We start from the raw sequence: 25567 nt of genomic DNA on the forward strand, positions 1-25567 counted from the left end.
TTCATTTATAATTTATAATTCACAATTAATAATTATCTATGCTTCTGCAGGGAAGTTCAGCTTACTATTTTTTCTACTATAAGTGAAGTAAATAAACAATCCGATTAATAACCATATCGTGAAGTAAATCCAGTTCCAAACGCTTAATTCGGCCATCATGTACAAACAACAGATTAATCCCAAAAGTGGAATTAAAGACAAGTTTTGTCTGAATGACCAAACGGCTAATCCAACTAAAACGAAAAGGAAAATCCACATTGGGATTTTGTGTTTGAATAAGCTGAAACCTGATTCGTATTTTAATGAATCATCGATTGGCAAACCTTTTACAACTTCAGCATATTTAGCGTCATCGTCCTGGTATTGGCTTAATAAATGTTCTAAATCTGAAGTTTCGGCTGTTTTATTTTTAACGTCGATGCTTTCCAAATAATTAAAAACTTTAGCCGACTGTTCTTTATCTAAAGAGGTAATAATCGTCGTTGCATCGTTTGTTTGTGATTCATTATTAATGAAAGCCATTGTTGCTTTATTATTGAAAGCAAACGCATAATACAACCCGGCAATCATTAAAACCGGTAAAATATACTTCGAATTTACATAAGGTGTTTTAAATTTTCCTCTCGGAATTTCAGGTTTGTTTTGTAAAACCAAAACTCCGGCGCAAACTAATACAAAGGCAAATAAGGTTCCGATACTGCATAAATCCGTTACCATTGTAAGATTCAAAAATAAAGCAGGAACTGCAACCACAAAACCAGTTACAATTGTCGCAAAAGATGGTGTTTTGAATTTTGGATGTACTGTAGAAAATTTCTTTGGCAATAAACCGTCACGACTCATGCTCATCCAGATACGAGGCTGTCCCATTTGGAAAACCAATAAAACGCTGGCCATCGCAATTACAGCACTTACGGCAATAATTCCCGACATCCATTTTAAGTTTAATTTATCGAAAACAAATGCAAGAGGATCTCCAACATTCAATTCGTTATAACGCACCATTCCGGTTAAAACCAAGGCAATAGCTATATATAATATGGTACAAATTATAATCGCCCACATCATTCCGCGAGGCAAATCGCGTTGCGGATTTTTACATTCTTCGGCCGTTGTCGAGATCGCGTCAAAACCAATATAAGCAAAGAATACGGCAGAAACTCCTTTTAAAACTCCGCTAACGCCATTTGGAGCAAACGGATTCCAGTTGGCAGTATCTACATAAAATACACCAACTGCAATAACTAAAAGTACGATGCAAAGCTTTACAACAACCATTGCATTACTGGCATTACGAGATTCTTTCATTCCTCTGTAAACCAAAGCTGTAATCAAAACAATGATGAATAAAGCCGGTAAATCGGCAACAAAATGGAAAGAACCTATTGTTGGTGCTGTTGTCCAGGCTGTATAAGCAGTTTGTAATCCTGTACCTAAGTTTTCGTATGTTTTTCCGCCCTGCATTAAAGCTGTGGCATCTTTAAATCCGTTTGAGGCTGTTAGATAATCCATCTGAACCCATTGCGGTAAATTTATCCCGCCACTCTGGAGCAGTCCGGTGAAATAATCACTCCACGATATCGCCACCGTTATATTTCCCACGGCATATTCCATAATTAAAGCCCAACCGATAATCCAGGCAATAAGTTCTCCAAAAGCTACATAAGAATACGTATAAGCACTTCCTGAAACCGGAACCATTGAGGCAAATTCGGCGTAAGCAAAGGCTGCAAAACTACAAGCTAACGCGGTAAATAAAAACAAGAAAATAACGGCTGGTCCGCCATCGGCACTTGCTTTTCCGATAGTACTAAAAATACCTGCTCCAACAATTGCTGCGATTCCAAAAGCAGTTAAATCTCTGGTCGTTAAATGTTTTCCTAATGCATTATGACCATCTGCTTCGTTTTTCGCAACTTGTTTGAGAATATCTTGTACCGTTTTTTTTCGGAATAAACCTGATAATGCCATATATGATTTTGCTTTTATAAATTAATTTATGTAGGTCTTTGCGGTTTTATTTTGCAAATAATGCAAAAAATATCCTGATTTCAAATATATAAAACCATTTTGTTTTAATTGGAATTATTTTTTGCCACTAAGGCGGTAAGGCACTAAGTTTTTTTAGCCACGAATTTCACTAATTTCCACTAATTGTTTTTTGCTACTAAGGCTCTAAGGCACGAAGTTTTTTTTGTAACCAAGCTTAGTAGGAATTATTTCTCTCGAAGATTGCGCGGATTTCTATTTCACTAATTAAATAGATTTCTACAGATTTATTTCATATCAAATTAAATCTGTCAAATCTGCTAAATCTGCGGGAAACAAAATTTCAGCGCAAATCCGCCTAAATCCGTGTCATCCGCGTGCCATCTCTCATTTCAAATGTATTCCTATTTTTTTCACAAATTAGAAAAATTCTCACAGTTTTTTGCTACTAACCTAAATAAGAATCTTTTATCTTTTTTTTACATTTGTTACACCATGACAAATGTAAATCACACACTAAAATTTATAATTATTTTTGAATGAGCATTTTACAAGAATCACCAATGTAATATTTCTCAAAAATCACCTATTAACAAACCACTACTACTATAAAACCAAACCAGATGGAAAAAATCTCAAGACGATCGTTTGTAAATAAATTTGGGGCTGGCGTTGGAGCCTCCGTCATTATAACGACACTCCCATCTTTTTTAACTGCACCCGATCCTGACAAAATACCTTATAGCGGAAAAAAATTAAATGTCGCGCTCTGCGGATTGGGAGTTTATGCCGATCTGGTAGCGAAAGGTCTTCAGGTTTCCGAATACTGTACGCTTGCCGGAATAGTTACCGGTACTCCTGAAAAAGCAACCAAATGGAAAGCGAAATACAATATCCCCGACAAGAACATCTATAACTATCAAAATTTTGATGAGATCGCTAACAACAAGGATATTGACTTGGTTTACGTGATATTACCAAACAGTATGCACAAAGATTTTGTTATTCGTTCTGCCAAAGCCGGCAAACATGTCATTACCGAAAAACCTATGGCAATTACGGTCGCAGAATGTGAGGAAATGATTAAAGCCTGCAACGATAATAAGGTACAACTGGCCGTTGGTTACCGTTTGCATTATGAACCAACACACATGGAAATTAAACGACTGGGGCAAGAGAAAGTTTTCGGAAAAGTACGCTATATAGAAACATCCCTTGGCTATAAAACCTATGATACCATTGCCAAAAAACCTGTCGATATAAATGATCCAAGTGTGTGGAGGTTAAATAAAAAGTTGTCCGGCGGTGGTCCCTTAATGGATTTGGGAATTTATTGTATCCAAGCAAGCCGTTACATTTTAGGCGAAGAACCAATCGCGGTAACAGCGCAATTCGGAACAGTAAATGATAAAAACAGATTTTTAGAAACAGAAGAAAGTATTTCATGGCAAATGGAATTCCCAAGCGGTGCAATGGCAAACTGTAATTCTTCTGTTGGGTATTATATTGACCGAATTTATGCCACTGCAGATGAAGGTAATTTTCAGTTAAGTCCCTCTTTGAGTTATGGCCCGTACGAAGGAAAAACGTCAAAAGGTCCATTAAAATTCCCTAAAATCAACCAACAGCAAACGCAAATGGATGAAATAGCGAAAGTACTCTTAGAAAACAAAAAACTCCCAAGTCACATTACCGGCGAAGAAGGCCTAAAAGACATTAAAGTCATAAACGCGATATACAAAGCCGCCGAAACCGGAAAGAAAGTCTCACTAAAGTAGTTTTGCCACAAAGGCTCTAGGACACAAAGTTTTTTTGCCACGAATTTCACAAATTTTCACGAATTTTTTGTTTCTAATCTTTGATAAAAAATCTGCTCAATCTGCTCAATCTGCGTGAGAAAATAATTAGTGAAAATTTGTGTAATTTGTGGCAAACATTTTTTCACTTCAAACAAGCTCTTAAAATACTCACAGGATGCTGGGCTTCCCTACTCGTTCCATCATAAATTTGATGGCGACAGCTGGTTCCTGCGGCGGCGATTTTTACATTTTCAGACGTGGCACGCACTTTTGGAAATAAAGTATCTTCTCCCATTTGCATACTCACCTGATAATGTTCTTTTTCATAACCGAAAGATCCCGCCATTCCACAACAACCTGAATTATAAATTGTAACCGTGTTATTGGTTGGCAAATTCAGCATCGCGAAAGTCGCTTCAACAGAGCTCAATGATTTCTGATGACAATGTCCGTGAATCTTGATTTCTTTCTTTTCATCCGAAAATGAATCCGGTGTAATTTTACCGTCGATAATTTCTTTTTTAAAGAATTCTTCAATGGTAAAAGCATTTCGGGATAACTTCTCTGCTTCTTCCTTATCATCTGCCAAGCGAAGATATTCATCACGGAAAGTTAAAATGGCAGAAGGCTCAATACCAACCAAAGGCGCATTGCCTAAAACCAAATCTTTAAAAATGTTGACATTGTGATTGGCTATTTTTTTTGCTTCCTCCAAAAAGCCTTTAGATAAATACGCTCTTCCGCTTTCTTGATGGTCGATAACCAGAACCTGATAACCTAATTTGGTTAACAATTCGAAAGCATCGATTCCTATATTTACATCATAATAATTGGTAAATTCATCTACAAACAAATACAATCTTCCGTTCGGAAAGTCCGTAACTGCAGGTTTATGATTTTCATGCCATTTTCTGAAAGTCTTTTTCGCCAAAAGCGGCACTTGTCTTTCCGGTGCAATTCCCATACTTTTTTTAACGAACGATTGATTCGAAATAAAGTTGGTTAGCGACGGAAACAAACTTCCCATTTTATTCAGTTTTGCGTTGTGGGCGAAAATCTTATTTCGGGTTGAGAAACCGTTTGCTTTTTGGTATTGGTATAAAAATTCTGCTTTTAAAGTGGCAACATCCACATTACTCGGACATTCGCTGGCGCAGGCTTTACAGCTCACACATAACTCAAAAACTTCGTATAATTCTTTCTGGTCGAATTTATTTTCTTTCTCAGAATACGTCAAATATTCACGTAATGCATTGGCTCTCGCACGTGTGGTTTCTTTTTCATTTTTGGTCGCACGATAACTCGGACACATTGCTCCTCCTGCCGATGGCAATTTTCTACAATCGCCAGAACCGTTGCATTTTTCGGCCGCACGCAAAATCCCTAAACTGTCTGAGAAATCCTGAAACGTTTTAATATCCGGTTCTACCCTGCCTGAAATCACACGATGGTTTTCATCCATCTTTAAAGCGTTCACAATCTTCCCGATATTCAAAACCGAATTCGGGTCGAAAGCCAATTTGATTCGTTTCAGCAATTCATAATTCGACTCGCCAATCATAAACGGAATAAACTCGCCGCGCACAATTCCGTCGCCGTGTTCCCCGCTTAGCGAACCTCTGTATTTCTTCACCAAAATCGCCACATCGGTCGCGATGGTTCTAAAGAGTTTTAAGTCAGATGTTTTCTTCAAATTCAAAACCGGACGCAAATGCAGTTCGCCCGCACCCGCATGCGCATAATAAATCGCACCTTGTCCGTGACGCAGCATCATCGCCGAAAACTCTGCAATATAAGCTGGTAAATCGCTCAACTCAACTGCTGTATCTTCAATAGAATCGGCTGCTTTGTCGTCTCCAACGATACTTCCCAAAAGTCCTAGGCCGGCTTTTCTAAGTTCGTTTACTTTTTCAATATCCGCTCCGTAAATTTTTACGAGCGCGTAACCAAAGTTATTTTTTTCTAAATCAGCAACCAAAGCATTCGCCTGATTTTCGGCATCCTGAGCATCGTGCGAAGCCACTTCAAACATCATAATCGCTTTTGGTTCTCCAACCAAAAAGAAACGGTTTTTAATGTGCTCGCGATTCGTTTTCGTACAATCCAGAATCGTGTCGTCGATCATTTCTGCGGTGTACAAATGATGTTTCATCGCCACCACAACAGATTCCAACGATTCCTGAATGCTATGATAATGCGCCACGACCATAATATTATTCGCAGGTGGCAAATCGTCCACTTTTAAGGTAATTTCATAAGTAAAGGCCAAAGTTCCCTCGCTTCCGCAAAGTAATTTTCCGAGATTTATGGTCGGTTCAGTTCCGCCAAACAAATCCGATTTCAGTAAAATATCAAGCGCATAACCCGTATTTCTTCGGTGAATCTCCGGTTTCGGAAACTCTTTTACAATTTCATCCTGCGTTGCTTTTACCGAAAGTTCGTCGTAAACGCTTTTGTATATTTTATTTTCTAAGGTATCGCCTTTGGTTTTCTCGATAAATTCCGCCGAAGTCAGTTCCTTAAAAACCACTTCAGATCCATCGCTCAAAATCGCTTTGATCTCCACAATTTTATCGCGCGTCACACCATAGCGAATCGAAGTCGTTCCCGAAGAATTATTGCCCACCATTCCGCCAATCATACAGCGGTTAGATGTCGAAGTATTCGGGCCGAAAAACACGCCATGAGGTTTCAGAAACAAATTCAGTTCATCGCGAATCACGCCAGGCTCAACCGTAACTGTTTTTTGAATCGGGTCGAAATTCAGGATTTTGGTAAAATTCTTCGAAACATCCACCACAATTCCGTCGCCCACCGTTTGTCCGGCCAGCGAAGTTCCCGCCGTTCTTGGCGTAATCGAAATCTGATGCTCCCCCGCAAACCGAATCAGTTTACTAATATCTGCGATCGTTTTAGGCACCGCAACCGCTTTTGGTTTAATCCGGTACACCGAAGCATCGGTCGAATAAAGTGTTTTATGAAGATCATCGTATAAAAGTGTGCCTTCGAGCGTTCCGGCGAATTGCTCTAACTGAGATTGGGTCAACATGTAAATGGTGCGTTTTAAAAAAAATTCCTCAAAAACTGAGACAACAAATATAAATATATAGCATGGTAAAATGTTACTAATTGGCAATTTATGTAATCGTCTCCCTGTTATTTTATAAAATAAAAGCCAAATTCTGTAAAACGTCGAAAATTCGAAATCATTAATTTTAAGATTTTACATTTTTACGCCTTTTACAATTATGGAAAAATTTCTGCAAGACGTCTTCAAACACTTAGAAACCTATTATTACAGCATTGTCGATCTTACACCAAAATTTATTCTCGCCGTCGTCGTAATTCTCGTCTCCTGGTTTATCGCAACCCGAGTAGGTATTTTTGCCGGAAACCGACTCAAAGTAAGAATGCACGACCGACTTTTGGCGACTTTTATTGCGCGCCTCATAAAATCTGTCCTTATTATTATTGGCGTTCTCATCATGTTCAAGATTATTGGTCTTGACGGAATCGCACAAAGCATGCTTGCCGGTGCCGGAATCTCGGCTTTCGTAATTGGTTTTGCGCTTAAGGATATTGGCGAAAATTTCCTTGCCGGAATTCTGCTCGCCTTCAAACGGCCGTTTTCTATTGGCGATATTATCGAAAGCAACGGTGTAAAAGGCGAAGTCATCAACCTAAATCTTCGTGATACCGAAGTCAAAAGCGACTCGAAAATCATTTATATTCCGAACGCACTTTTAATAAAAAATACGCTCATCAATTATAACAGCGCCGGATTTCTCCTTCAGACTTTTACCGTAGGACTCGAATTTGGTTCTGATTACAATCGTGCCATCAAACTCGTAAAAGAAGTCCTCGAGCGCAACGATGAAGTAACCGACAAAGATCATAACGATTCGGCTATAATTACCGATGTCACCGCCGGCGTCGCTCAACTCAACATTCGCTACTGGGTGCAAACCGGCACGGCAACCAACAAAGCCGAAAACCGTTCCAAAATTATTTCTGAAGTGCTGAATGCTTTAAAAGAAAATGAATTTGTACTTAAATAAGGTTCTGAGACACTGAGATACTAAGATACTGAGAAGCTAAGTTTCTGAGATTTCTGCTTTACGCGATTGTCATTCTGGGCGAAGTCGAAGGATAAGGAGCTATTTCCTGCTGTCCTTCCAATCTTTTGTGTCCGCCGCGGCGGACACAAAAGGATTTTCCCTCCCATCAGGGCTAGGGCTTTAGGTTTCATCAGAAGTTTTGTTGTAAAATTAATTGACAAGAAATAGTTACTTGGCAATGCCCTTCAATATTTACAATACCTACTTACATGACTTTACTTTGATTTGTTGACAGTGTAAATTCCGCCCACAAGTAAAATGATGCCCAGTCCTAAATAAAGGTATCCCTGTTGTTTACCGGATTCGTTTGACGCATTAATTTTTAGTCCTAATAAATTGATTTCTTTTGTATTATCAGCTATTTTATTGATACCTATATATCCCACACCGAGACTAATAACGATTAGAATTATTCCTATTATTTTTAATGGATTCATGTCTTTTGAATTTAATTGTTTCTCTAATTTAAGAAAAAATATTTTTCAATCAGACTATAATATTCATTTTATCTTAATTGATTAGCGAAATAGTGGGTAGTAAATTTATGTCTTCTTCTGGTGCTCGATTGCATTGAGCAACCACTCTGCGAAGTCTGCCGACTTCGTAGCGACAACGATTGGCAAATACGGTTATTTAAATTGAAACGGGTACGAAGTCAGGAGACTTCGCACAGCAAAATTTCACGTTTCGAGAAGACTTCGGAGAGCTGGTGGGGAAAATTATATACTTTATGGGCACGGATTGCAAATCCGCGCTATCAGATATTGAAAAATCAAGGTTTTTATTTACATCTATAATCTTGATTTGTTTTTCAACAATTTGATGCAATAAAAGAAAAAAGATACTCTCTAGGTACATATTAAAAATATACACTATCATCCCAAGAAAATAAATCGTAAACCTAAGTTCCAATCTGAACTTTTTTAACTTTTACTTTTTCGACGTGAATACATTCAACAAGTTCTTGATCAAAAAGTACGAGATTATTTCCTAAAGTATGAAGAGAACTTCTAAATTTTATTCCCTGCACTCCAGTGTAGACCTTAATAAATTCACAAATAAATTGAGTAGGAATATATTCTAGCTCAGAATCATATCTTCTCATAGGTTTCGATAAATCTATACTAATTTTTTGTTTCAGTAATGTAGATTTTATCTTCTCATTGACTCTTGATGGATGAAAAATTGTGGAAGATTCAGTAAAATCAGAGATATAAATAAGTTTTTTTAAATCATCTTTCAAAGTAAAAGTGCCTATAGATATTTCGTCTAAGTAAGAAGCTCTAATCTCATATAAGATTGTATCTTTATTATCACTTAAATACAAAAAAGGAATTCCAGATGGATTAGCCCTACCCGCAGTAGAAATTTTTCTTGGAGGACAAAACATTTCAGTTAATTCATAACATTTCGCGTCACTTTTATTATGTAATCTTGCTCTGTACAATTCAGTTGTTTTAGTTAAAGCTATTTGACTATTAAAAAAACCATCCCAACCTAATTCATCTGTTAAATAATTTATATCAGTAAGATATCTTCGTTCCCAAATAAGCTGTTCTTTTAAGCGATCCCAATAGTTAACATTTTCATAAATATCTTCATTAAAATCCACTAACTCATCGGCGCTTAATATTTCTGTATCAATGTTATGAATAATGAAATTTAAAATTTTATTCGAAAGTTCCGCAGAAGAAAACAAACTCCAAATCCCTTGAATGATATTTTTTAAAGGTTGTCCATTTTCTTTTTTTTGAAAATTATCTAATAATTCTTTAAAAAAATCATACAGTTCGGAAATTTCGAGAATCTCAATATTTTCCTTCTCACAAAATGTACACTTCCCTAATTGTGAGTGTGAATTTATGAAAGCTTTTAACTCCCTTTCCGAAAAGCAATTGGTGCATACATTACTCGCCATGTTAACGCGCTAGATAATTTCTCACAATGTTGAGATGATTTTTTACTGATATTTTCTTTACTGTTCCTAAACCTGGGTATTTTCCATTCCAAAAATAGTTCCGTAACTCAATAATTGCTGAATTTTCAAAATTATTCTCCACACAAAAAGTAACGGCCTTCGCTGCGGCTTCTGCAAATTTACCTTGCACGTTAGCTATTGAATCATTTGTATCTGAAGTAAAATGCCTGATCCAAATTTGATTTTCTTCATTAACATTTAAATATGTTAAATGAATGGCTACAGCACGAGGAGTACTTCCTCCATCAATAAATTCACTTGGCAAAACAGTAAAATCAGAGAATCCTTGGAAATTTTCCCCTTGATAATAAAGATGTTCTTCCGAAAATTTATGTGCCTGAATATCTAAAAAATCAGCATTCTTAGATTGTCTTTCAAAGACATCATCAAATCGAATATAATTTTTTCCTAAACCTTTTAAAAAACGGTCAAGACTTCTGTACTTATGTGGCTCAAACACAGTAATATGAGTAATATAATCTTGTTGACATAATTCTCTAAAACCATCATCATCTATAAAATTCTCATAACAAATTAGCATACAACTATTTAGATTATAATTTACTACATTCTGAGAAATATATTCTGAGTTTTGAGTATAGTGAAATGCTGCTAAAAAACGACAATCATCTAGTGTAGATAAATATTCTAAAACCGTAATATTGTCTCCATTTAATTCGCCAACAATAGGATTTACTATTAAGTATGAACTAAAATCTTTTTCCTTAAACAATTTATGAGCTAAGTTTAAATTGTTAAATGTATCTTTTACTGGCTCCAATATAGGAGTAACGTAGCCTTGAATTATATTTTCTGCTACCAATTCCCGTAAAGTAATTAATTCAAATTGTCTTGCTCGTAAATAAGGATAGTACATATTAATATGAAATTATTGAATTTAAATTATTAAATAGCTTTACTTTTTGCATCTCATTTAAATTAAGAGACAAGAAAATCTGATTAAATTCCTTATTCTTCTTATTAGATAAATCATTATTTATCTTTCTACTTTTCATAGCTTTAATAAATAATCTATTTAAATCTTCAACTGGAATTTTTGCAATCAGCTTTTTACAAATATTATATTGTTCAAAATCATTACATACTGGAATCTCACCATAATATTGATCAACAATATTTTTGTATTCTTTTGTATGAAGAATCTCCATAATTGAACCTGAATCAATATTAATATTTTTAATTGAATTTCTTACTAAATTAAAAATACTTTTTTCTTGGTCGTACGAAATTATACCTACACTCTCGTCATATAATCTGTATTTGTCTATTTGTGATAAAGGAACAATTAGATAAACTTCATTAAAAATTTTTTTGTACTCGTACAATTGCGAATTTAATCGTGATTCTTTATCTAATAGTGTTTTAATTTCAAATACTCTTGAACATCCATTAAACATGACCAAATCAGCAATTGCTTTTCCCAAACGAAATTCATTATATATCAATGAATTTGAAGTTCCTAATTCCTTAATTAACCATTTATTTAAGAATTCATTCTTATAAATATACTCATTAGCATAAAATTTTTGTAAAATTTTATAGACATTTTTCAAGTATTTTAAATAGTTTATCTCTTTATTTATCAACTTAGAATCATATCTTTTAATTTTTAAGTTTAACGAATTGAAATCATTTTTCATCCATCTGTTTACTTCAGATCGAGAAAATAAGGACGAATAGTCCCGTAATTGATCAATTTTATATGAAGTTTTCAAGTTTTTAAATTTTGCATAAAAATAGAAAAAGATTTCTTCATTTATGAAGAGTTGGCTAAAGTAATATCACAAAAGCCTGTTAATGCAATTGCCAAATATTCCATTTTAAAGCAATTACATCAATAATTTAGTTCATAAATAAAAATTAAACAAATAGTTTTATTGTATTTTTTCCAAAAATACTAATCATCCCACATAAACAACTACGTATAAATACCTGTTTTTTTATTTATATCTTTCTCTACTAAAGTATACATAGATAAAGAAATCTTAAACGTAGCCCCACCGGATTGTATGAATGTCTCGCTCGTGAACGCATCTAAATCAATATGCAAACATTTTCTTTCTAAATATGTAAACTTTTTTCAGCATGACACAAATGTTTAATTGAAAGTATACTTTTTCCAAGGAATTTGAGACATATGTAATTTAGATAAAAAATTCACAATATCAGTTCGTCCATAATATGTTGGTAAACCTCTAGAATTTTGTGCCATTAAAATAATTGGCATTCCTGGAAAATATCTCGAAAATTGCTGAACGGCATTATCCCGTTCATTTGAATTCAAGACATGAGATTTAACAATTACAATCGCAAAATTCTGACCTTGTTCTTTTATAATGGCTCCTTCTAATTGCATATTTTTTAAATTAATTGGTTAATAATTGCCAAATATCATTTTAAAATTAATTAGCATTTTACGGAAAACCTTAATTTAAAAAATAAAATATCTCTTCTTCAAAAATATTAATTAACAATTCTAAACAACCAAGTATTTATACCTGATTATTTCAAAAGAAAAACCGTCTAATAAATCAAAATCTATTAAACGGTTTAAAATATTTTGTAAGAAGTTTACACCTTCCCCCAAATCCTGGTATTCAAATCCAGTTCATGAACAATATCCTGCATAAACTGAACAATCGAAAGATCATCGGTAAGTAAATCGGGTACTAGAAGCGACGAATGTATAGGCGCTTCGAAGTAATTGTTGCTTAACGGGAAAGCGATGTACATTTTTGAACTTATAAACGAAAGCGAAATCGTTTCGTCGGATTTGTTGTTTAGGTCCAAAATTCTTTCCATCATGGCGGGCGTTAAGATATATCTTGCCTCGATTTGATTTCTGGAATAGGTAACAAACTGATTGTCGAAATTGGTGTTTTCTAACTGAACAATTTCGGTATTTCCAAAACTGAAAATATTTTTAGAAAACCATGCGCCAACCGTATTTCCAAAGCTTTTTGGTCTGACAACTGTCGACACGGTAAAGTTTTTATTAAAGTCGGCGACAAAAATAATTCCTTTAAAAATGGTGTGCCATTCGGTACGCGTTCCGTTTTTGGTTTGCGTTTCGGTTTTATATTCGGCGTGAACTTCGGCAAATGAGAAAGAAGTTTTATCGACAGTTCCGGTTATTAAATCCTGCGTTTTATAGCGATCCGGTTCGGTTGTAAAAAGATCAGAATTTATAAATTCACCTTCGGCAAGTCCGCTTTGAGGAACAAAGGTGAGACTTTCGTTGATCTTTTTTAATGCCGTTGCTACAACATTCATTTTATAAGCTACTTTGTATTTTCGTGCGTCATCATCGATCTGAAAAAGCATTACAACACCCACAATTATCGGAATCAAACTTAATATAACAGCCACCGTTGCAGCTCCTATAATCAAACCGCCCACGATAAGCAATGCCGCAATACCAAATACGGTGTAACAAACGGTATAAGTCGACGCAATTTTTTTACGGTCGACTTCTAATGTATTCAAAACCTCCTGCAAGCCGGGATTATTACTAATTTCTGAATCCATTAGCGATTAAAAAGCTCTTTTGCACTAATGTTTTTACGCTCTTCTTCGGCTGTTGCCAAAACTTCAATTGGGGTATAACTCAACATTCCGGCAAATAAATTACCCGGAAACATCATGATCGCGTTATTAAAATCTGTTACTACAGCATTATAGGTTCTTCTGGCAGCAGCAATTTGCTCTTCGCTTTCTGTCCAGGTGGTTTGCAAATTAGTAAAGCTTGCGTTTGCTTTTAAGTCAGGATAATTTTCGACATTTACCATTAAACCTCTTACGGTCGTGCTCAATTCAGCATCAAGACTCGCTTTTTCCGTATCGCTAACCGAACCGGAAGTCGCTTTGGCACGAAGCTCTACGATTTTTGTTAAAGTACTTTGTTCATAATCGGTATATTGTTTTACAATTTCAACCAGATTCGGAATCAAATCAAAACGTTTTTTGAGCATCACATCAATAGCCGAAAAAGCATTCGTTACCTGATTTCTTTTTCCGATAAGGGAATTATAATAGAATATCCATAAAAATATGAAGATGATAATGATGGGTAAAATAACAAACATGAATTTAGTTTTAATTGGTTGGGTTCAAATATAAATAAAAAACAAAATGAATCTTTTTTATTTTTAGCTGTTGACATCAAATTTAGTAAAGCAAGAAAAATCACTTCGCCAGAATTAAAAAAACTTTTCGGCATCAGATTTGCTTGCTGTTTATTCCGTTTATCACATAAAATACTGAAATCCACATAGTGAAATCCATGGTACAATTTTCGGTTGTAAACCCAATCACTATTTTTCAGTACAGCCTAAATCATAAAAAACACAAGCTATTATATGAAAACCCAATAAATACCGTTGAAATTATAATTTATTAATTATTTATTATAGTCCGCTAAAAAAACTATTTTTGGTTTCTGTTAAAAAAGATTGAAATGCATAAAAATCAGCAAGTACTTTTCTCTATTATATTTTTATTTTTCGTTGGATTAATTTCTAATGCACAGGAAAAAATAATTTACCCTAAAAACGAATTTAGAGGTGTCTGGATTGCAACCGTTGTCAATATCGACTGGCCCAAAACAGCCATTGACGGTGTTGAAAAAGAAAAAGCTGATTATCTTGAGATTTTAGAAGCTTACAAAAAGCTCAATTATAATGCGGTAATCGTTCAGATTAGAAGTGTTGGTGACTCTTTCTATCCATCAGAATTTGCGCCGTGGTCGCGTTTTTTAACCGGTAAAGAAGGTGTTGCACCCAACCCTTATTACGATACATTAGCATGGATGATTGAGGAAGCGCATAAAAGAGGTTTTGAATTTCACGCCTGGCTGAATCCGTACCGTGCAAGTTTCGATTTAAACAAAAATCTTTTAAGCCCAAATCACGACATTTTTAAACATCCGGAATGGATGATAGAATATGCCGGAAAATACTATTACGACCCTGCATTGCCCGAAGTTCAGCAACATTTGACCAAAGTTGTAAAAGAAGTCGTTGATAAATACGATATCGACGCGATTCATTTTGATGATTATTTTTATCCTTATACCGTTCCGGGAAAGACGTTTAACGACACGGCATCGTATAGAAAATATGGTGCAGGTTTAAGTCTTTCAGACTGGCGTCGTGCGAATGTGAGCAGTTTTGTACACACGATTTCGACTACCATAAAAGCCAGTAAACCATGGGTACAATTCGGAATCAGTCCGTTTGGAGTTTGGCGTAATAAATCGATGGATCCAAAAGGTTCTGAGACACAATCGACATCCAATTACGATGATTTATATGCAGATCCTGTTTTATGGATGGACCAAAAATGGATCGATTATATCCTGCCTCAATTGTACTGGAGTATGAATAACCCAAGGGCTTCTTACTCTAAATTGGTGAAATGGTGGTCAGAAAACTCTAATAATACTGCTTTGTATATTGGCCACGCTTCGTATAAAATTAGAGGTGACAGTGACAAAAGCTGGAACTTTGTAAATGAAATTCCAACTCAGATTGATTTTGCGAGAAGTTTCAAAAAAGTAAGCGGAAGTGCGTATTTTAGTTCGAAATGGTTCATGAACAAAAACTTTGATGTGGTAAGGGTTTTAGAAGAAAATCAATATAAATATCCTGCGCTTCCCGCTGCGGTTCCTAATTTAAAACACATTGTAATTGATATTCCGGTAGTAAATGAATACCAAAAAGACAGTGTTCATTATGCCTTTAACATCAAAGCTCCTTTGAATACAAAGGTGCGTTATATGGTGGTTTACGGAGGAGAAAGCACATCGAAAATAGACATTAATGATCCTTCAAAAATAATTGAGAAGATTACCGTTTACGAAAACAACGGGACTATTCAGTTTTCGATCCCGGCTGAAAAAATGAATCAGTATAAAGCTTGCGCTGTGACATTTATTGATTATTTTGCAAACGAAAGTACCCCAACTACGATCGACTTAAAAAAGACATTTAAACTTTATTCACCTGCTCAGCCTAATGAAAATAGATAATAAACCCTGGTTTTGGATTCCGCTTCTCAATTTCGCATCTGGTTTACCTTATGCCGTAATCATCTCAGTTTCTGTCATTATGTACAAAAATTTGGGAATTTCAAATGAAGATATTGGCGTCTACACCAGTTTATTATACCTGCCATGGGTTATAAAACCACTTTGGAGTCCGTTTATAGAATTACACGGAACCAAAAGAAAATGGTTTTTATCGATGCAATTGCTTATTTCGATTGCTTTTTTATTGGTCGGATTTACGATTCCGGCGAGTGGCTTTTTCATCATGACTCTGGCCATTTTTTGGGTTGCTGCTTTTGCTTCGGCTTCTAATGATATTGCGAGTGACGGTTTTTATTTGTTGGTTTTACCGGAAGACAAACAATCTTTTTTCCTGGGTATCAGAAGTACTTTTTACAGACTTTCATTACTTGCAGGAAACGGACTAATTGTACTTTTTGCCGGTTATCTGGAACACAAATACGGAGATAATACCAAAGCCTGGTCGTCCACGATGATTGCTGTTGGTTTATTAATGACTTTTATAACAGTTTATAATTTTATTTTTACACCAAAAAATGAAATCAATGCTTTAGCGAATAATAAAGAAGCACATCAAAATCAAAACTTTGCTACTGTATTTATCAGTTTCTTCAAGAAAAAACGAATCGGATTAATTTTAGCTTTTATTCTGGTTTTCAGATTAGGAGAATCTCAATTGCTCAAAATGCTGAGTCCGTTTTTATTGGACGGAAAAGAATTAGGCGGTATGGGATTAGATACCGAAGCTGTTGGAATAATCTACGGAACTTTTGGCGTTGGAGCTTTGACTCTGGGCGGAATTTTAGGCGGAATCGCGATATCGAAACAAGGTCTTACGAAATGGATGCTTCCGATGTTCCTGACAATGCATTTACCTATTGTTGGTTTTATTTTACTGGCTTTTTTCCATCCCACATCCATTTATTATATTTATGCCGTAGTGATTTTAGAACAATTTGGTTACGGTTTTGGTTTTACAGCTTTTATGATGTATTTAATTCATGTTGCCGAAGGCGAATCAAAAACATCACATTATGCAATTGCAACTGGTTTTATGGCATTAGGAATGATGCTTCCGGGAATGTTAAGTGGTTATATTCAGAAATATTTAGGCTATGATAACTTCTTTATTTGGGTTCTTCTGGCTACAATGCCGGGTTTAATTCTATCCCGTTTTTTAGAATTCCCAAAAGATTTCGGTAAAAAAACAGCATAACAGCTATACATATAACGCCCATGGAAATCAATGAAAACATCCAGGTTGAACGAAACCTGAAAGCAATTGAATTGGAGAAAGCAGGAGAAATTGAGAAAGCAATTGCGTTATACGAAGAAAATATTAGCGAAGGTTTTAAAGGAAATCATCCTTACGACCGATTGGCAACGATCTACAAAAACCAAATCGATCTCGACAATGAGATTAGGGTTTTAGAAAAAGCCATTATTGTTTATGAGGAAATCACTCTCGAAGACCGTTTAGAAGGTTTACCCAAACTTTTCCGTTTTAAAAACCGACTCGAGAAAGCAATTGAAACTAAAAAACAATTAGCCAAACAAAAGAAAGCAAAACTGAAATAAGTAAATGCCTCAAAATAATATTTCTAAATATTTAAAGAGAGCGTAACTGATTTTTTAAAAAAAATTAAACTTAATTTTCTTTTACCATTAAGATATTAAGTAATTTAAGCCAAGCTTTATGACCTTAATATCTTAATGGTAAAAAAATAAGACTTCTATTAAAATATTTTTATTGAATCATGATTACCTTAAAAAGAACCAACTCTGAAGATATCGATTTTAAAAATCTGGTAGTTTTATTAGACCAGGATTTAAAAATCAGAGACGGAGAAGATCACGCCTTTTACAATCAATTTAATAAAACCGATGCAATAAAACATGTTATCGTTTTTTATGAAAATGACATTGCTGTGGGTTGCGGCGCTTTTCGCAAAAAAAAAGAAGATACAGTCGAAATCAAACGAATGTACGTGCATCCTGATCATCGTAAAAAAGGTATTGCTTCTGCAGTTTTAGCAGCATTAGAAATTTGGGCGAAAGAAGTCGGTTATGTCTATACTATTCTCGAAACCGGAAAAAACCAGCCCGAAGCCATCAACTTATATCAAAAACTAAATTATACCATAATTCCAAATTATCCGCCTTACGAAAAGATAGATAATAGTGTCTGTATGAAAAAGACTTTATAATAATGAAAATGACAGCTCAAGCATTAAGACAAAAAGTGGGACAATTCTTTTTTCCCGCAGTTTTTATAAACGATACCGAAGAAAACATTCAGGAAACTGAACGTTTAATAAAAGAACATAACATTGGCGGACTGACGTTTTTTCACAGCCGTGCGAGTGCTGCAACAAATTACGAAAGCAAGAAAAAAATCGTTTTTAATGATGATAGCTATAAAAAAATAAAAGATCTGATTGTTCGTTACCAAAAAGCCGCTTCTACTCCACTTTTAATCAGTATTGATGCCGAATGGGGTCTGGCGATGCGTATCGAAAAAACACCTCAATATCCGTATGCCATTACACTTGGCGCGTTGCCAGAAAGTAAATCAAGTTTGGTTTACGAAGTAGGTAAACAAATTGGTTTAGATTTAAAAGCCGCCGGAATTCATTATAATTTATCGCCTTTGGCAGACATTAATAATAATCCGAACAATCCTGTTATTGGGTATCGTTCTTTTGGTGAAAACAAAGAAAAAGTAGCTGATTTTTCGATTGAATATCTTAATGGAATGTCGGAAGTTGGTGTTTTGGGCTGCCTGAAACACTTTCCCGGACACGGAAACACCAATGTCGATTCGCATTTGGGATTACCGGTTTTAAATGAAACGCTTGAAGAATTATTAGAAAACGAATTATATCCTTTCATTAAAGGAATCGAAAATAATGTAGACTCGATTATGATTGGTCATTTGGCCGTTCCGAGTTTGAATGACGGAAAAAATACATCAGCAACTTTATCAAAACCTATTATCGAAACGCTTTTGCGCAAGCAATTGGGTTATGACGGTTTGGTAATTTCTGATGCGCTAAACATGCACAGTGTTTCTAAACTCTACGAAACCAAAGGAGAACTTGAATGGGAAGCCTTCAACGCCGGAAACGACGTTTTATGCTTCGCCGAAAATGTTCCCGAGGGAATTGAAGCGATCCTTAAAAATGCATCACCGGAACGTATCGAAGAAAGTTTCAACAGAATCATGAAAGCCAAAGAAAAAGTGGGAATCCTGTCTGATAATACTTTTACTTCAGGAGAACTCGACTTCGAAAAAGCTTCGGTATTAAATTTTGAAGTTGCGCAACATTCGATTACAAAAATTATCGACAACTTAAATACTGAATTAGCTTTTGAAGCACAAAAAAACAATCAATTAGCAAAACTGAGTTTATATAAAGGTGTAGAGAATACTTTCTTTCAAACATTAAATTCAAAATTACAATCTCCCGAATTTGCTTTCGAAAACTTAGAAGTTTCAGATATTAAATCAATTGCATCGAGTTTAGAGAATTTCGAAACTATTATTATTTCATTATTTGTTCCAAAAGCAAAACCTATGAACAATTTTGAAATCAATGACGAGGTTTTAGAATTGCTTTCGAACTTACTGCAAACCAAAAAATGTATTGTTTACGTTTTCGGAAATCCTTACGTATTACCTATTATTCCTTATCTAACAAAGGCTTCAGGATTAATTCAGGTCTATCAGGATTTTAATGAGTTCCAAAAAAATGCAGGAATTCAATTTTTAGAAAATATTCCTTGCAACGGAATTCTTCCGGTAAATATTGACATCCAATAACTTACAATTATACATAGCCAAAAACTATCAACTTATAAATATTTATAATCACTTCTTATTGTAAGAAGGTGTAGTTATACCCTATTTTTGCATCAGAAATAAATTTTTAACGTAAAACGAAAAATATGTCTTTAGTAGGAAAAAAATTCCCAAGTATTGCAGTAGATGCTATTTCAGAAATGGGTGATAATTTAAAAATCAACATCTTTGAAGAAGCAGTAAACAACAACAAAAAAGTATTATTGTTCTGGTACCCAAAAGATTTCACTTTTGTATGTCCAACTGAATTACACGCCTTTCAAGCTGCATTACCAGAATTTGAGAAAAGAAATACTATCGTAATCGGAGCTTCATGCGACACAAACGAAGTACACTTTGCTTGGTTAAACACTCCAAAAAACAATGGTGGAATCGAAGGTGTAACTTACCCAATTTTGGCAGATACAAACCGTAATTTATCTAATATCTTAGGAATTTTAGATATCGATTCTACAGAATACAGCGAAGAAACGGATTCAGTAATCATCGAAGGTTCAAACGTAACTTACAGAGCTACTTACCTTATTGACGAAACTGGAAAAATTTTCCACGAAAGTGTAAACGATATGCCATTAGGCCGTAACGTAAACGAATATTTACGTATGGTTGATGCTTATACTCATATCCAGGAAAAAGGAGAAGTTTGTCCTGCAAACTGGGAAGCTGGAAAAGAAGCAATGAGCGCAGACAGAATCAGTACAGCTGAATACTTGAGCGCAAACTAAGAAATAGAATACCACATTTTATAAAATTCCAAATCCCAAATCCCAATTTGAGGATTTGGAGTTTTTCTCTCAAAAAATCAATAACAATAATTTCAATTGCAATGTCAAAAATCAATTGCAATTTCAATGTCAGGGAAATTTTAGGATCGTTTTTTAACTACGTTCTAATATTTTTCAAATCTACTATGGGCATTTAAATTGACTTTACCTAAAATTGATTTTTGTTATTGAAATTGACATTGAAAATTTAAAAATTATGTTAATCGACTTAAACGAAGATACATTAGCAGATTTAGTTGCTAAAAACGAAAAAGTAGTAGTACAATATTCAGCTTCATGGTGTGGAAATTGCCGTATTATGAAACCAAAATTCAAAAAATTAGCAACAGAAAATGAAGCTATCACTTTTGTTTTGGTTGATGCAGAAAATTCTCCTGAATCACGAAAATTAGCTAATGTAAGCAACCTGCCAACATTCGCCACTTTTGTAAATGGAAAATTAGTTGGAGAAACTCAAACCAACAAACAAGAAGTTTTAATCGACTTGGTAAACGCAATTGCTTAAATTTAGATTAGTTAGACTGGCTTAGATTTTTAGACTTCTTAGATGTTGTCTTAATTTTTAAAAAAGTCTAAGAGTCTAAGAATGTCTAAAAATCTAAGAAGTATAAATATGAAATTACCTGTAATAAAGCAGTTGACCCAATTTATCGAAGAAAACGATCAGGATTATATTATTGAAACAATCGAAGTTCTGGAAGCAATGACCGAAATTCCATCCCTAAAAGATGAAGAATTAGATGTAATTGGTGAATTAATTTCTAATATGTATGGCGCGCTTGAAGTACACAAAATGGTTGTTCAGGGCACCGATAAGAAAGAAGCTCTTAATGCGTTTATGAAACGTGTTTTAGGTTCTATCGATAAATAAATCGACCTCTTTTTCAAAGAAAAAACAAAAAAACATGACGTAAGAAACGCTTTCCTTCCAAGAAAGCGTTTTTTTTTATTTTATTATTTCAGTGGCAGTTTTTACATACTTTTGATTGCGACGAAATGAAGTTACACTTAACCAATATTTTTATCTAAAAACGTCTTAAAAAGCATAGAATTAGCAAAGCTACATTCATATAAAGATTACGAACTTTAGCTTAAATATAAAAGCATAATCCCTAATTATTTTTTACCGCAGAAAACAGGAAGATTTTATCCAATAACGCTTTAGAAAACAAAGAAAACGCAAAGTTAAATTAATACAAAACTTTGTGCTGTCTGCGATATTTTTTTTCTCCCACATAGCTTTTTGTATCGATCTGTTTCTCTATTGACAGTTAAAATAATATGTATTTTTGAAATCGCCAGAAAACAGAATAGCCTTCAAACTATAATGTTTGAAGGCTATTGATTTTTAAAGTTTCTTTTGAAACTTCTACTGGCGGAGAAAGAGGTTCCGCTGATTTTATGTCAATTCCAGTAAATACAAGGATTGTGATATATTATTTAAGCAAGGGTCACCTATAGGGTCACTTAACTTTCGGCGTATTAAATCACTACAATGTAAAGATAATGAATATCTGTTTAAACGTATAATTTTAGATACTCATTTTATTCTAATATATAATATCTATCTTGACAAGTTGTTGATTATGTTAACTATAATTTGGATTGAGCGGGATTGCAATAGAATAACTTATTTCTTATTATTGATTTTTATGAAAAACAGGTAGAATTACCTGTTTTTGATGATAATTATTAATTTATATTTGTTTAGTTGTTGATAATTAAATACTTATGTTATGAAATATGCACTGGTCTTAGAATCCGAAATCTCAAGAACTACCTGGAACTGTTACAATATTGCTGATACTGTACAGGGATTAGTATCATTAAATTGTTTCTCATCGGAAGTACTTAAGTTACCAAAATCGCAATATGATGGTGAGGTTGTACAAAGTGGACTTAAGAAGGAGAATTGTTCAACAAGAAATAAATCAATTTTTTGTATTGTCAAGCTTCCCAATTTTCAATTATCTAATAAATTTAATTTACTATAATATGAAAAAAATATTCATTCTCTTTCTTATCACACTGCTGCTTAGTTCTTGTGGTAGTACACCAAAAGTAATGACTTATTATAAAGAATTAGGTAACGCTGGTGTATCATACAATGATTTAGATTCAGCGAATAAAATAGTTAAGATTAATGCCTTTGTCCTTGATCCAGATACAAAGTCAGATAAAACGATATTTGATTTTTCCGAGGCAGGTCAAAGTGCTATTATAGAAGACTTAGGCAAGAAATCTACTAACGCCAAAGAACTGTTTGGCTCAATGGCACTTTCAGTTAAAGAATCCTCACAAAAAACAAAAGTCTCAGGGAATTTGTCATTTAAAAAGAGAATCGTAATTAATATTAATGTGATAGGAACTCAAAAAGCAGATCGACTTGAAAGAATAAATTTTAAAATTAGTATACCAGATGCCCTGAAAGATAAAATTGAATTTGTGAGTTGGGATAAAATTGCCACCGAGACTGTGACTATCGATCTAGGGAAAATTATAGGAGGTACTTCTACAACAACTTCTTTTTCACCTGAAATAGGGATGAGTGGTACTATTCAAGGCAAACTTGCAGCAGAAGTATCAAATACAAAAACGTTTAGTGAGGAGAAAAGTTTTTCAGAGAAAATGGCGGGATTAAGTGCAGCTTTAGTTAATAAAAATGAATTTGAAGTTAATAGATCCTCACTGCCAAATGAGAATATTAGCGGAAATATAATTGTGGAAGTAACTCTAAAAGCAAAAAATGAAAAATCTCTGAGTTATTTTGATTTTGATGGTTTATATAATGGGACAATAGCGATTACCGATCAAAATAAAATTAGGGTAAATGAGATGGAACTCATGAGTCCTGATTTTGGTTATGATAGCAAAAAAGTATCCATAACAAATATACCATTACTATTATCCTATGATTTTCTACTTAGAAAAGTGATTGAAGGACAAAATACAGTACCGGAATATGACGACGTGATTCAATATGTAACTGGTTCTGTAACTGCAACTTCGCCTATAATTTTGTCAGATAGTGATAGCTGGGCTCCTAAACTTTGGTATATTGTTATAGAAGATAAACAATTAGGTATACAAAACATTGATATGGAAAAGCCAGCTACTTTAGCCTTTACGAGTTATGAAAAGGCTCAAGAATTGATAAAATGGATAAAAAAAACAAAGAGTCTAAAAGTTTCAGACTATAAATTTTATTTAGTAACTAACGCATTAAAAACAGACGACATAAAAAAACTTACCATAGGAATATAGTAGATTAAAATTCAAATAAACATTATAAACTTTGTTAAATCATAATCAATTTCGTTTTTCTTAAGCTAATATCGAGGAAACAGATGAAAGTTGATGTATACGAATACATTGAAAATTGGTATAATAAAAAAAGAAGGCATTCATTTTTAGGTTATAAAACAATCGAAGAATTTAGTAAACTTTATTTTTAGTTTGAGATTGTAGTTTCTTGACTTTTGCTTCAGAAAAATAGTCTATATAAAAAGCAATTTTAATCCCTGCAGAACCTCTTTAAAAATACTTTTGGGCAAATCTATTTTTTAGACCGTGCTTATGGCGCATGAAAAAGTTCCCGACATCTTCGAGTACATTCAAAAAATCGTCGCAATTATGGGAATCCGTAAAACAAAATGCAATCACTTTAATATCTTTGAAATAATGAAAGATAGATATCAAAATATAATTTATCAGGAAAAAATAAAACTAACATCGAAATTGGTGCAAATAGATAACAGATATAAACTTACTTTCTATTTTAGTTTTTTCATAATTATAGTTGTTATGATTTGTTTGTATTTTTAATATAATTATTTTTAGTTGTTAAAATTCTCTACAATAATTAAATTTTCCACATCTCTGTAGTTTTCATAAGTTATCTTTTTTAAATGTTCAATATATTGCACCTTCAAAGGACTTTTTTTATTATATTTGAATCATATTTTTTATGCATAAATAATAAATAAAATTAGCATCATGAAAGCAGTTAAAGAAGGCCAAATTGTAAAATTTCATACCCCATTAGCACATGAAAAACCAAACCAATTATATGTGGTTTTAGAAGTTATTACAGACCAAGAAAGGTCTAGAGCGGAAATTCAAGCATTGAATACTGGTCTACCTTTTCCTCCGATAAATAAAGTTAAATTAACGGATTTAGAGGTTGTTGAAGTCGAAACTGATGATCTAATGGGGCAAAAAGTAACTATAAATAAATCTGACTTTTCACAAGTAGAAGGAATAGTCATTAAAGTTAGTGAACAAAAAATGGAAGTTAATATGTCTAACAGTATAAATGGAATAGAAACCAATGTTTGGTTAACTATTTTAGATAGGAATGGAGATGAACATGCAGGAACATTATTAGTAATTCCAGAGTAAAATAAATAAAATTTTAATCAAATAATTCAATCATAATGAATCTAAGTGTAACTGAAGAAGAAAAATTTAGACATCCATTTTATAAGCTAATGAATTTAAGTGGAGATAAACTTCAATCTGAATTGCAATTTTGGTCTCGTGAAAATCTAATTGAATGGTTAAGTTGGAATGACAGAAATGGAGTTTACAGAGATGAAGATTCATTGCGGGAATTTAACAATATTCTTAGCAAAGAAGAAGCCGTCGAAATCATTACGAGACAAATATCCGAATCATAAGAACTCATGAAAGTTGAAAAACAAAGTGCTGATTGTACAATAGAAAACCATCTTCATAATTGCCGTATAAAAATGGGAGAAAGTATTCGTAAAATAAGAGAGAAAAAAGGATACAATCAAGAGCAGCTAGCGGAAATAATGAAGGTGAGCAGAACCACAATTTCAAAGATTGAAAGTGGTAAATTCAATTGTAGCTTAGATTACTTATCTAAATTCTCATGGTATTTAGGATTTGAATTTAATCTACTCGACAATAGTTAAGGTAATCT

The 25567-nt window shown here is 33.9% G+C and carries 23 protein-coding genes; 14 read left to right on the forward strand and 9 right to left on the reverse strand.

Annotated features, from left to right (window positions below; all coding sequences use genetic code 11):
* Positions 1–36: 36 nt before the first annotated feature.
* A complete protein-coding gene (locus FLP_RS16705; RefSeq protein WP_065450675.1) occupies positions 37–1971 on the reverse strand; it encodes an amino acid permease in 1935 nt (644 codons plus the stop codon).
* Positions 1972–2612: 641 nt separating this feature from the next.
* On the opposite strand from FLP_RS16705, the gene FLP_RS16710 reads away from it, so the two are divergent.
* Positions 2613–3767 (forward strand): Gfo/Idh/MocA family protein, encoded by a 1155-nt coding sequence (locus FLP_RS16710; RefSeq protein WP_065450676.1) that lies wholly within the window; start codon positions 2613–2615, stop codon positions 3765–3767.
* Positions 3768–3930: 163 nt separating this feature from the next.
* Here the strand turns inward: FLP_RS16710 and FLP_RS16715 are convergent, their stop codons facing one another.
* A complete protein-coding gene (locus FLP_RS16715) occupies positions 3931–6837 on the reverse strand; it encodes an FAD-binding and (Fe-S)-binding domain-containing protein (RefSeq protein ID WP_065450677.1) in 2907 nt (968 codons plus the stop codon).
* A gap of 199 nt (positions 6838–7036) precedes the next feature.
* Between FLP_RS16715 and FLP_RS16720 the strand changes: the two genes are divergently transcribed.
* Positions 7037–7846 (forward strand): mechanosensitive ion channel family protein, encoded by an 810-nt coding sequence (locus tag FLP_RS16720; RefSeq protein WP_065450678.1) that lies wholly within the window; start codon positions 7037–7039, stop codon positions 7844–7846.
* Positions 7847–8121: 275 nt separating this feature from the next.
* Here the strand turns inward: FLP_RS16720 and FLP_RS16725 are convergent, their stop codons facing one another.
* From FLP_RS16725 to FLP_RS16755, 7 genes are all read right to left on the reverse strand, one after another.
* A complete protein-coding gene (locus tag FLP_RS16725) occupies positions 8122–8343 on the reverse strand; it encodes a hypothetical protein (RefSeq protein ID WP_065450679.1) in 222 nt (73 codons plus the stop codon).
* A gap of 464 nt (positions 8344–8807) precedes the next feature.
* A complete protein-coding gene (locus tag FLP_RS16730; RefSeq protein WP_065450680.1) occupies positions 8808–9824 on the reverse strand; it encodes an RES domain-containing protein in 1017 nt (338 codons plus the stop codon).
* Between the two features lies 1 nt (position 9825).
* Positions 9826–10761 carry a sce7725 family protein gene (locus FLP_RS16735; protein ID WP_065450681.1) on the reverse strand — a complete coding sequence of 312 codons (936 nt, stop codon included), beginning with the start codon at positions 10759–10761 and terminating at the stop codon, positions 9826–9828.
* 1 nt (position 10762) lies between these two features.
* On the reverse strand, positions 10763–11545 hold the full coding sequence (locus FLP_RS16740) for a sce7726 family protein (RefSeq protein WP_165606690.1): 783 nt from the start codon (positions 11543–11545) through the stop codon (positions 10763–10765).
* Positions 11546–12003: 458 nt separating this feature from the next.
* The gene (locus FLP_RS16745) at positions 12004–12261 is read right to left on the reverse strand and encodes a hypothetical protein (RefSeq protein WP_065450683.1); all 258 of its coding nucleotides are present in this window, start codon (positions 12259–12261) and stop codon (positions 12004–12006) included.
* 215 nt (positions 12262–12476) lie between these two features.
* Positions 12477–13433 (reverse strand): DUF3137 domain-containing protein, encoded by a 957-nt coding sequence (locus tag FLP_RS16750; RefSeq protein ID WP_065450684.1) that lies wholly within the window; start codon positions 13431–13433, stop codon positions 12477–12479.
* Positions 13433–13990: a LemA family protein gene (locus FLP_RS16755; RefSeq protein WP_065450685.1), complete on the reverse strand. Its 558-nt coding sequence runs from the start codon at positions 13988–13990 to the stop codon at positions 13433–13435. Before FLP_RS16755 ends, FLP_RS16750 begins: the two co-directional genes overlap by 1 nt.
* 371 nt (positions 13991–14361) lie before the next feature.
* Here FLP_RS16755 and FLP_RS16760 point away from each other — a divergent pair, with 371 nt between their 5' ends.
* The 12 genes from FLP_RS16760 to FLP_RS16825 all read left to right on the forward strand — a co-directional run bounded on the left by FLP_RS16760 (position 14362) and on the right by FLP_RS16825 (position 25559).
* Positions 14362–15933 (forward strand): glycoside hydrolase family 10-like protein, encoded by a 1572-nt coding sequence (locus tag FLP_RS16760; RefSeq protein WP_065450686.1) that lies wholly within the window; start codon positions 14362–14364, stop codon positions 15931–15933.
* The gene (locus FLP_RS16765) at positions 15920–17188 is read left to right on the forward strand and encodes an MFS transporter (RefSeq protein ID WP_065450687.1); all 1269 of its coding nucleotides are present in this window, start codon (positions 15920–15922) and stop codon (positions 17186–17188) included. The genes FLP_RS16760 and FLP_RS16765 overlap by 14 nt, the downstream gene beginning before the upstream one ends.
* A gap of 20 nt (positions 17189–17208) precedes the next feature.
* Entirely contained in the window at positions 17209–17550 is a 342-nt protein-coding gene (locus FLP_RS16770) for a hypothetical protein (protein WP_065450688.1), read from the forward strand.
* A gap of 179 nt (positions 17551–17729) precedes the next feature.
* Positions 17730–18179 carry a GNAT family N-acetyltransferase gene (locus FLP_RS16775; RefSeq protein ID WP_083195896.1) on the forward strand — a complete coding sequence of 150 codons (450 nt, stop codon included), beginning with the start codon at positions 17730–17732 and terminating at the stop codon, positions 18177–18179.
* A gap of 2 nt (positions 18180–18181) precedes the next feature.
* Entirely contained in the window at positions 18182–19795 is a 1614-nt protein-coding gene (locus tag FLP_RS16780; RefSeq protein WP_065450689.1) for a glycoside hydrolase family 3 protein, read from the forward strand.
* A 125-nt stretch (positions 19796–19920) separates the two neighbouring features.
* Complete coding sequence (locus FLP_RS16785; RefSeq protein WP_065450690.1) at positions 19921–20559, forward strand: peroxiredoxin; 639 nt, start codon at positions 19921–19923, stop codon at positions 20557–20559.
* Between the two features lie 256 nt (positions 20560–20815).
* A complete protein-coding gene (locus FLP_RS16790; RefSeq protein WP_041519142.1) occupies positions 20816–21124 on the forward strand; it encodes a thioredoxin family protein in 309 nt (102 codons plus the stop codon).
* Between the two features lie 108 nt (positions 21125–21232).
* On the forward strand, positions 21233–21490 hold the full coding sequence (locus FLP_RS16795) for a DUF6952 family protein (protein ID WP_017495510.1): 258 nt from the start codon (positions 21233–21235) through the stop codon (positions 21488–21490).
* Between the two features lie 1124 nt (positions 21491–22614).
* Positions 22615–23883, forward strand: a complete 1269-nt coding sequence (locus FLP_RS16805; protein ID WP_065450692.1) for a hypothetical protein — start codon at positions 22615–22617, stop codon at positions 23881–23883.
* A gap of 732 nt (positions 23884–24615) precedes the next feature.
* Positions 24616–25020, forward strand: a complete 405-nt coding sequence (locus FLP_RS16815) for a hypothetical protein (RefSeq protein ID WP_065450694.1) — start codon at positions 24616–24618, stop codon at positions 25018–25020.
* Positions 25021–25055: 35 nt separating this feature from the next.
* Positions 25056–25298 carry a hypothetical protein gene (locus FLP_RS16820; protein WP_065450695.1) on the forward strand — a complete coding sequence of 81 codons (243 nt, stop codon included), beginning with the start codon at positions 25056–25058 and terminating at the stop codon, positions 25296–25298.
* Between the two features lie 6 nt (positions 25299–25304).
* A complete protein-coding gene (locus tag FLP_RS16825) occupies positions 25305–25559 on the forward strand; it encodes a helix-turn-helix transcriptional regulator (protein WP_207797847.1) in 255 nt (84 codons plus the stop codon).
* Positions 25560–25567: the final 8 nt, after the last annotated feature.

It is taken from the genome of Flavobacterium piscis, assembly GCF_001686925.1.
Lineage (GTDB): Bacteria > Bacteroidota > Bacteroidia > Flavobacteriales > Flavobacteriaceae > Flavobacterium > Flavobacterium piscis.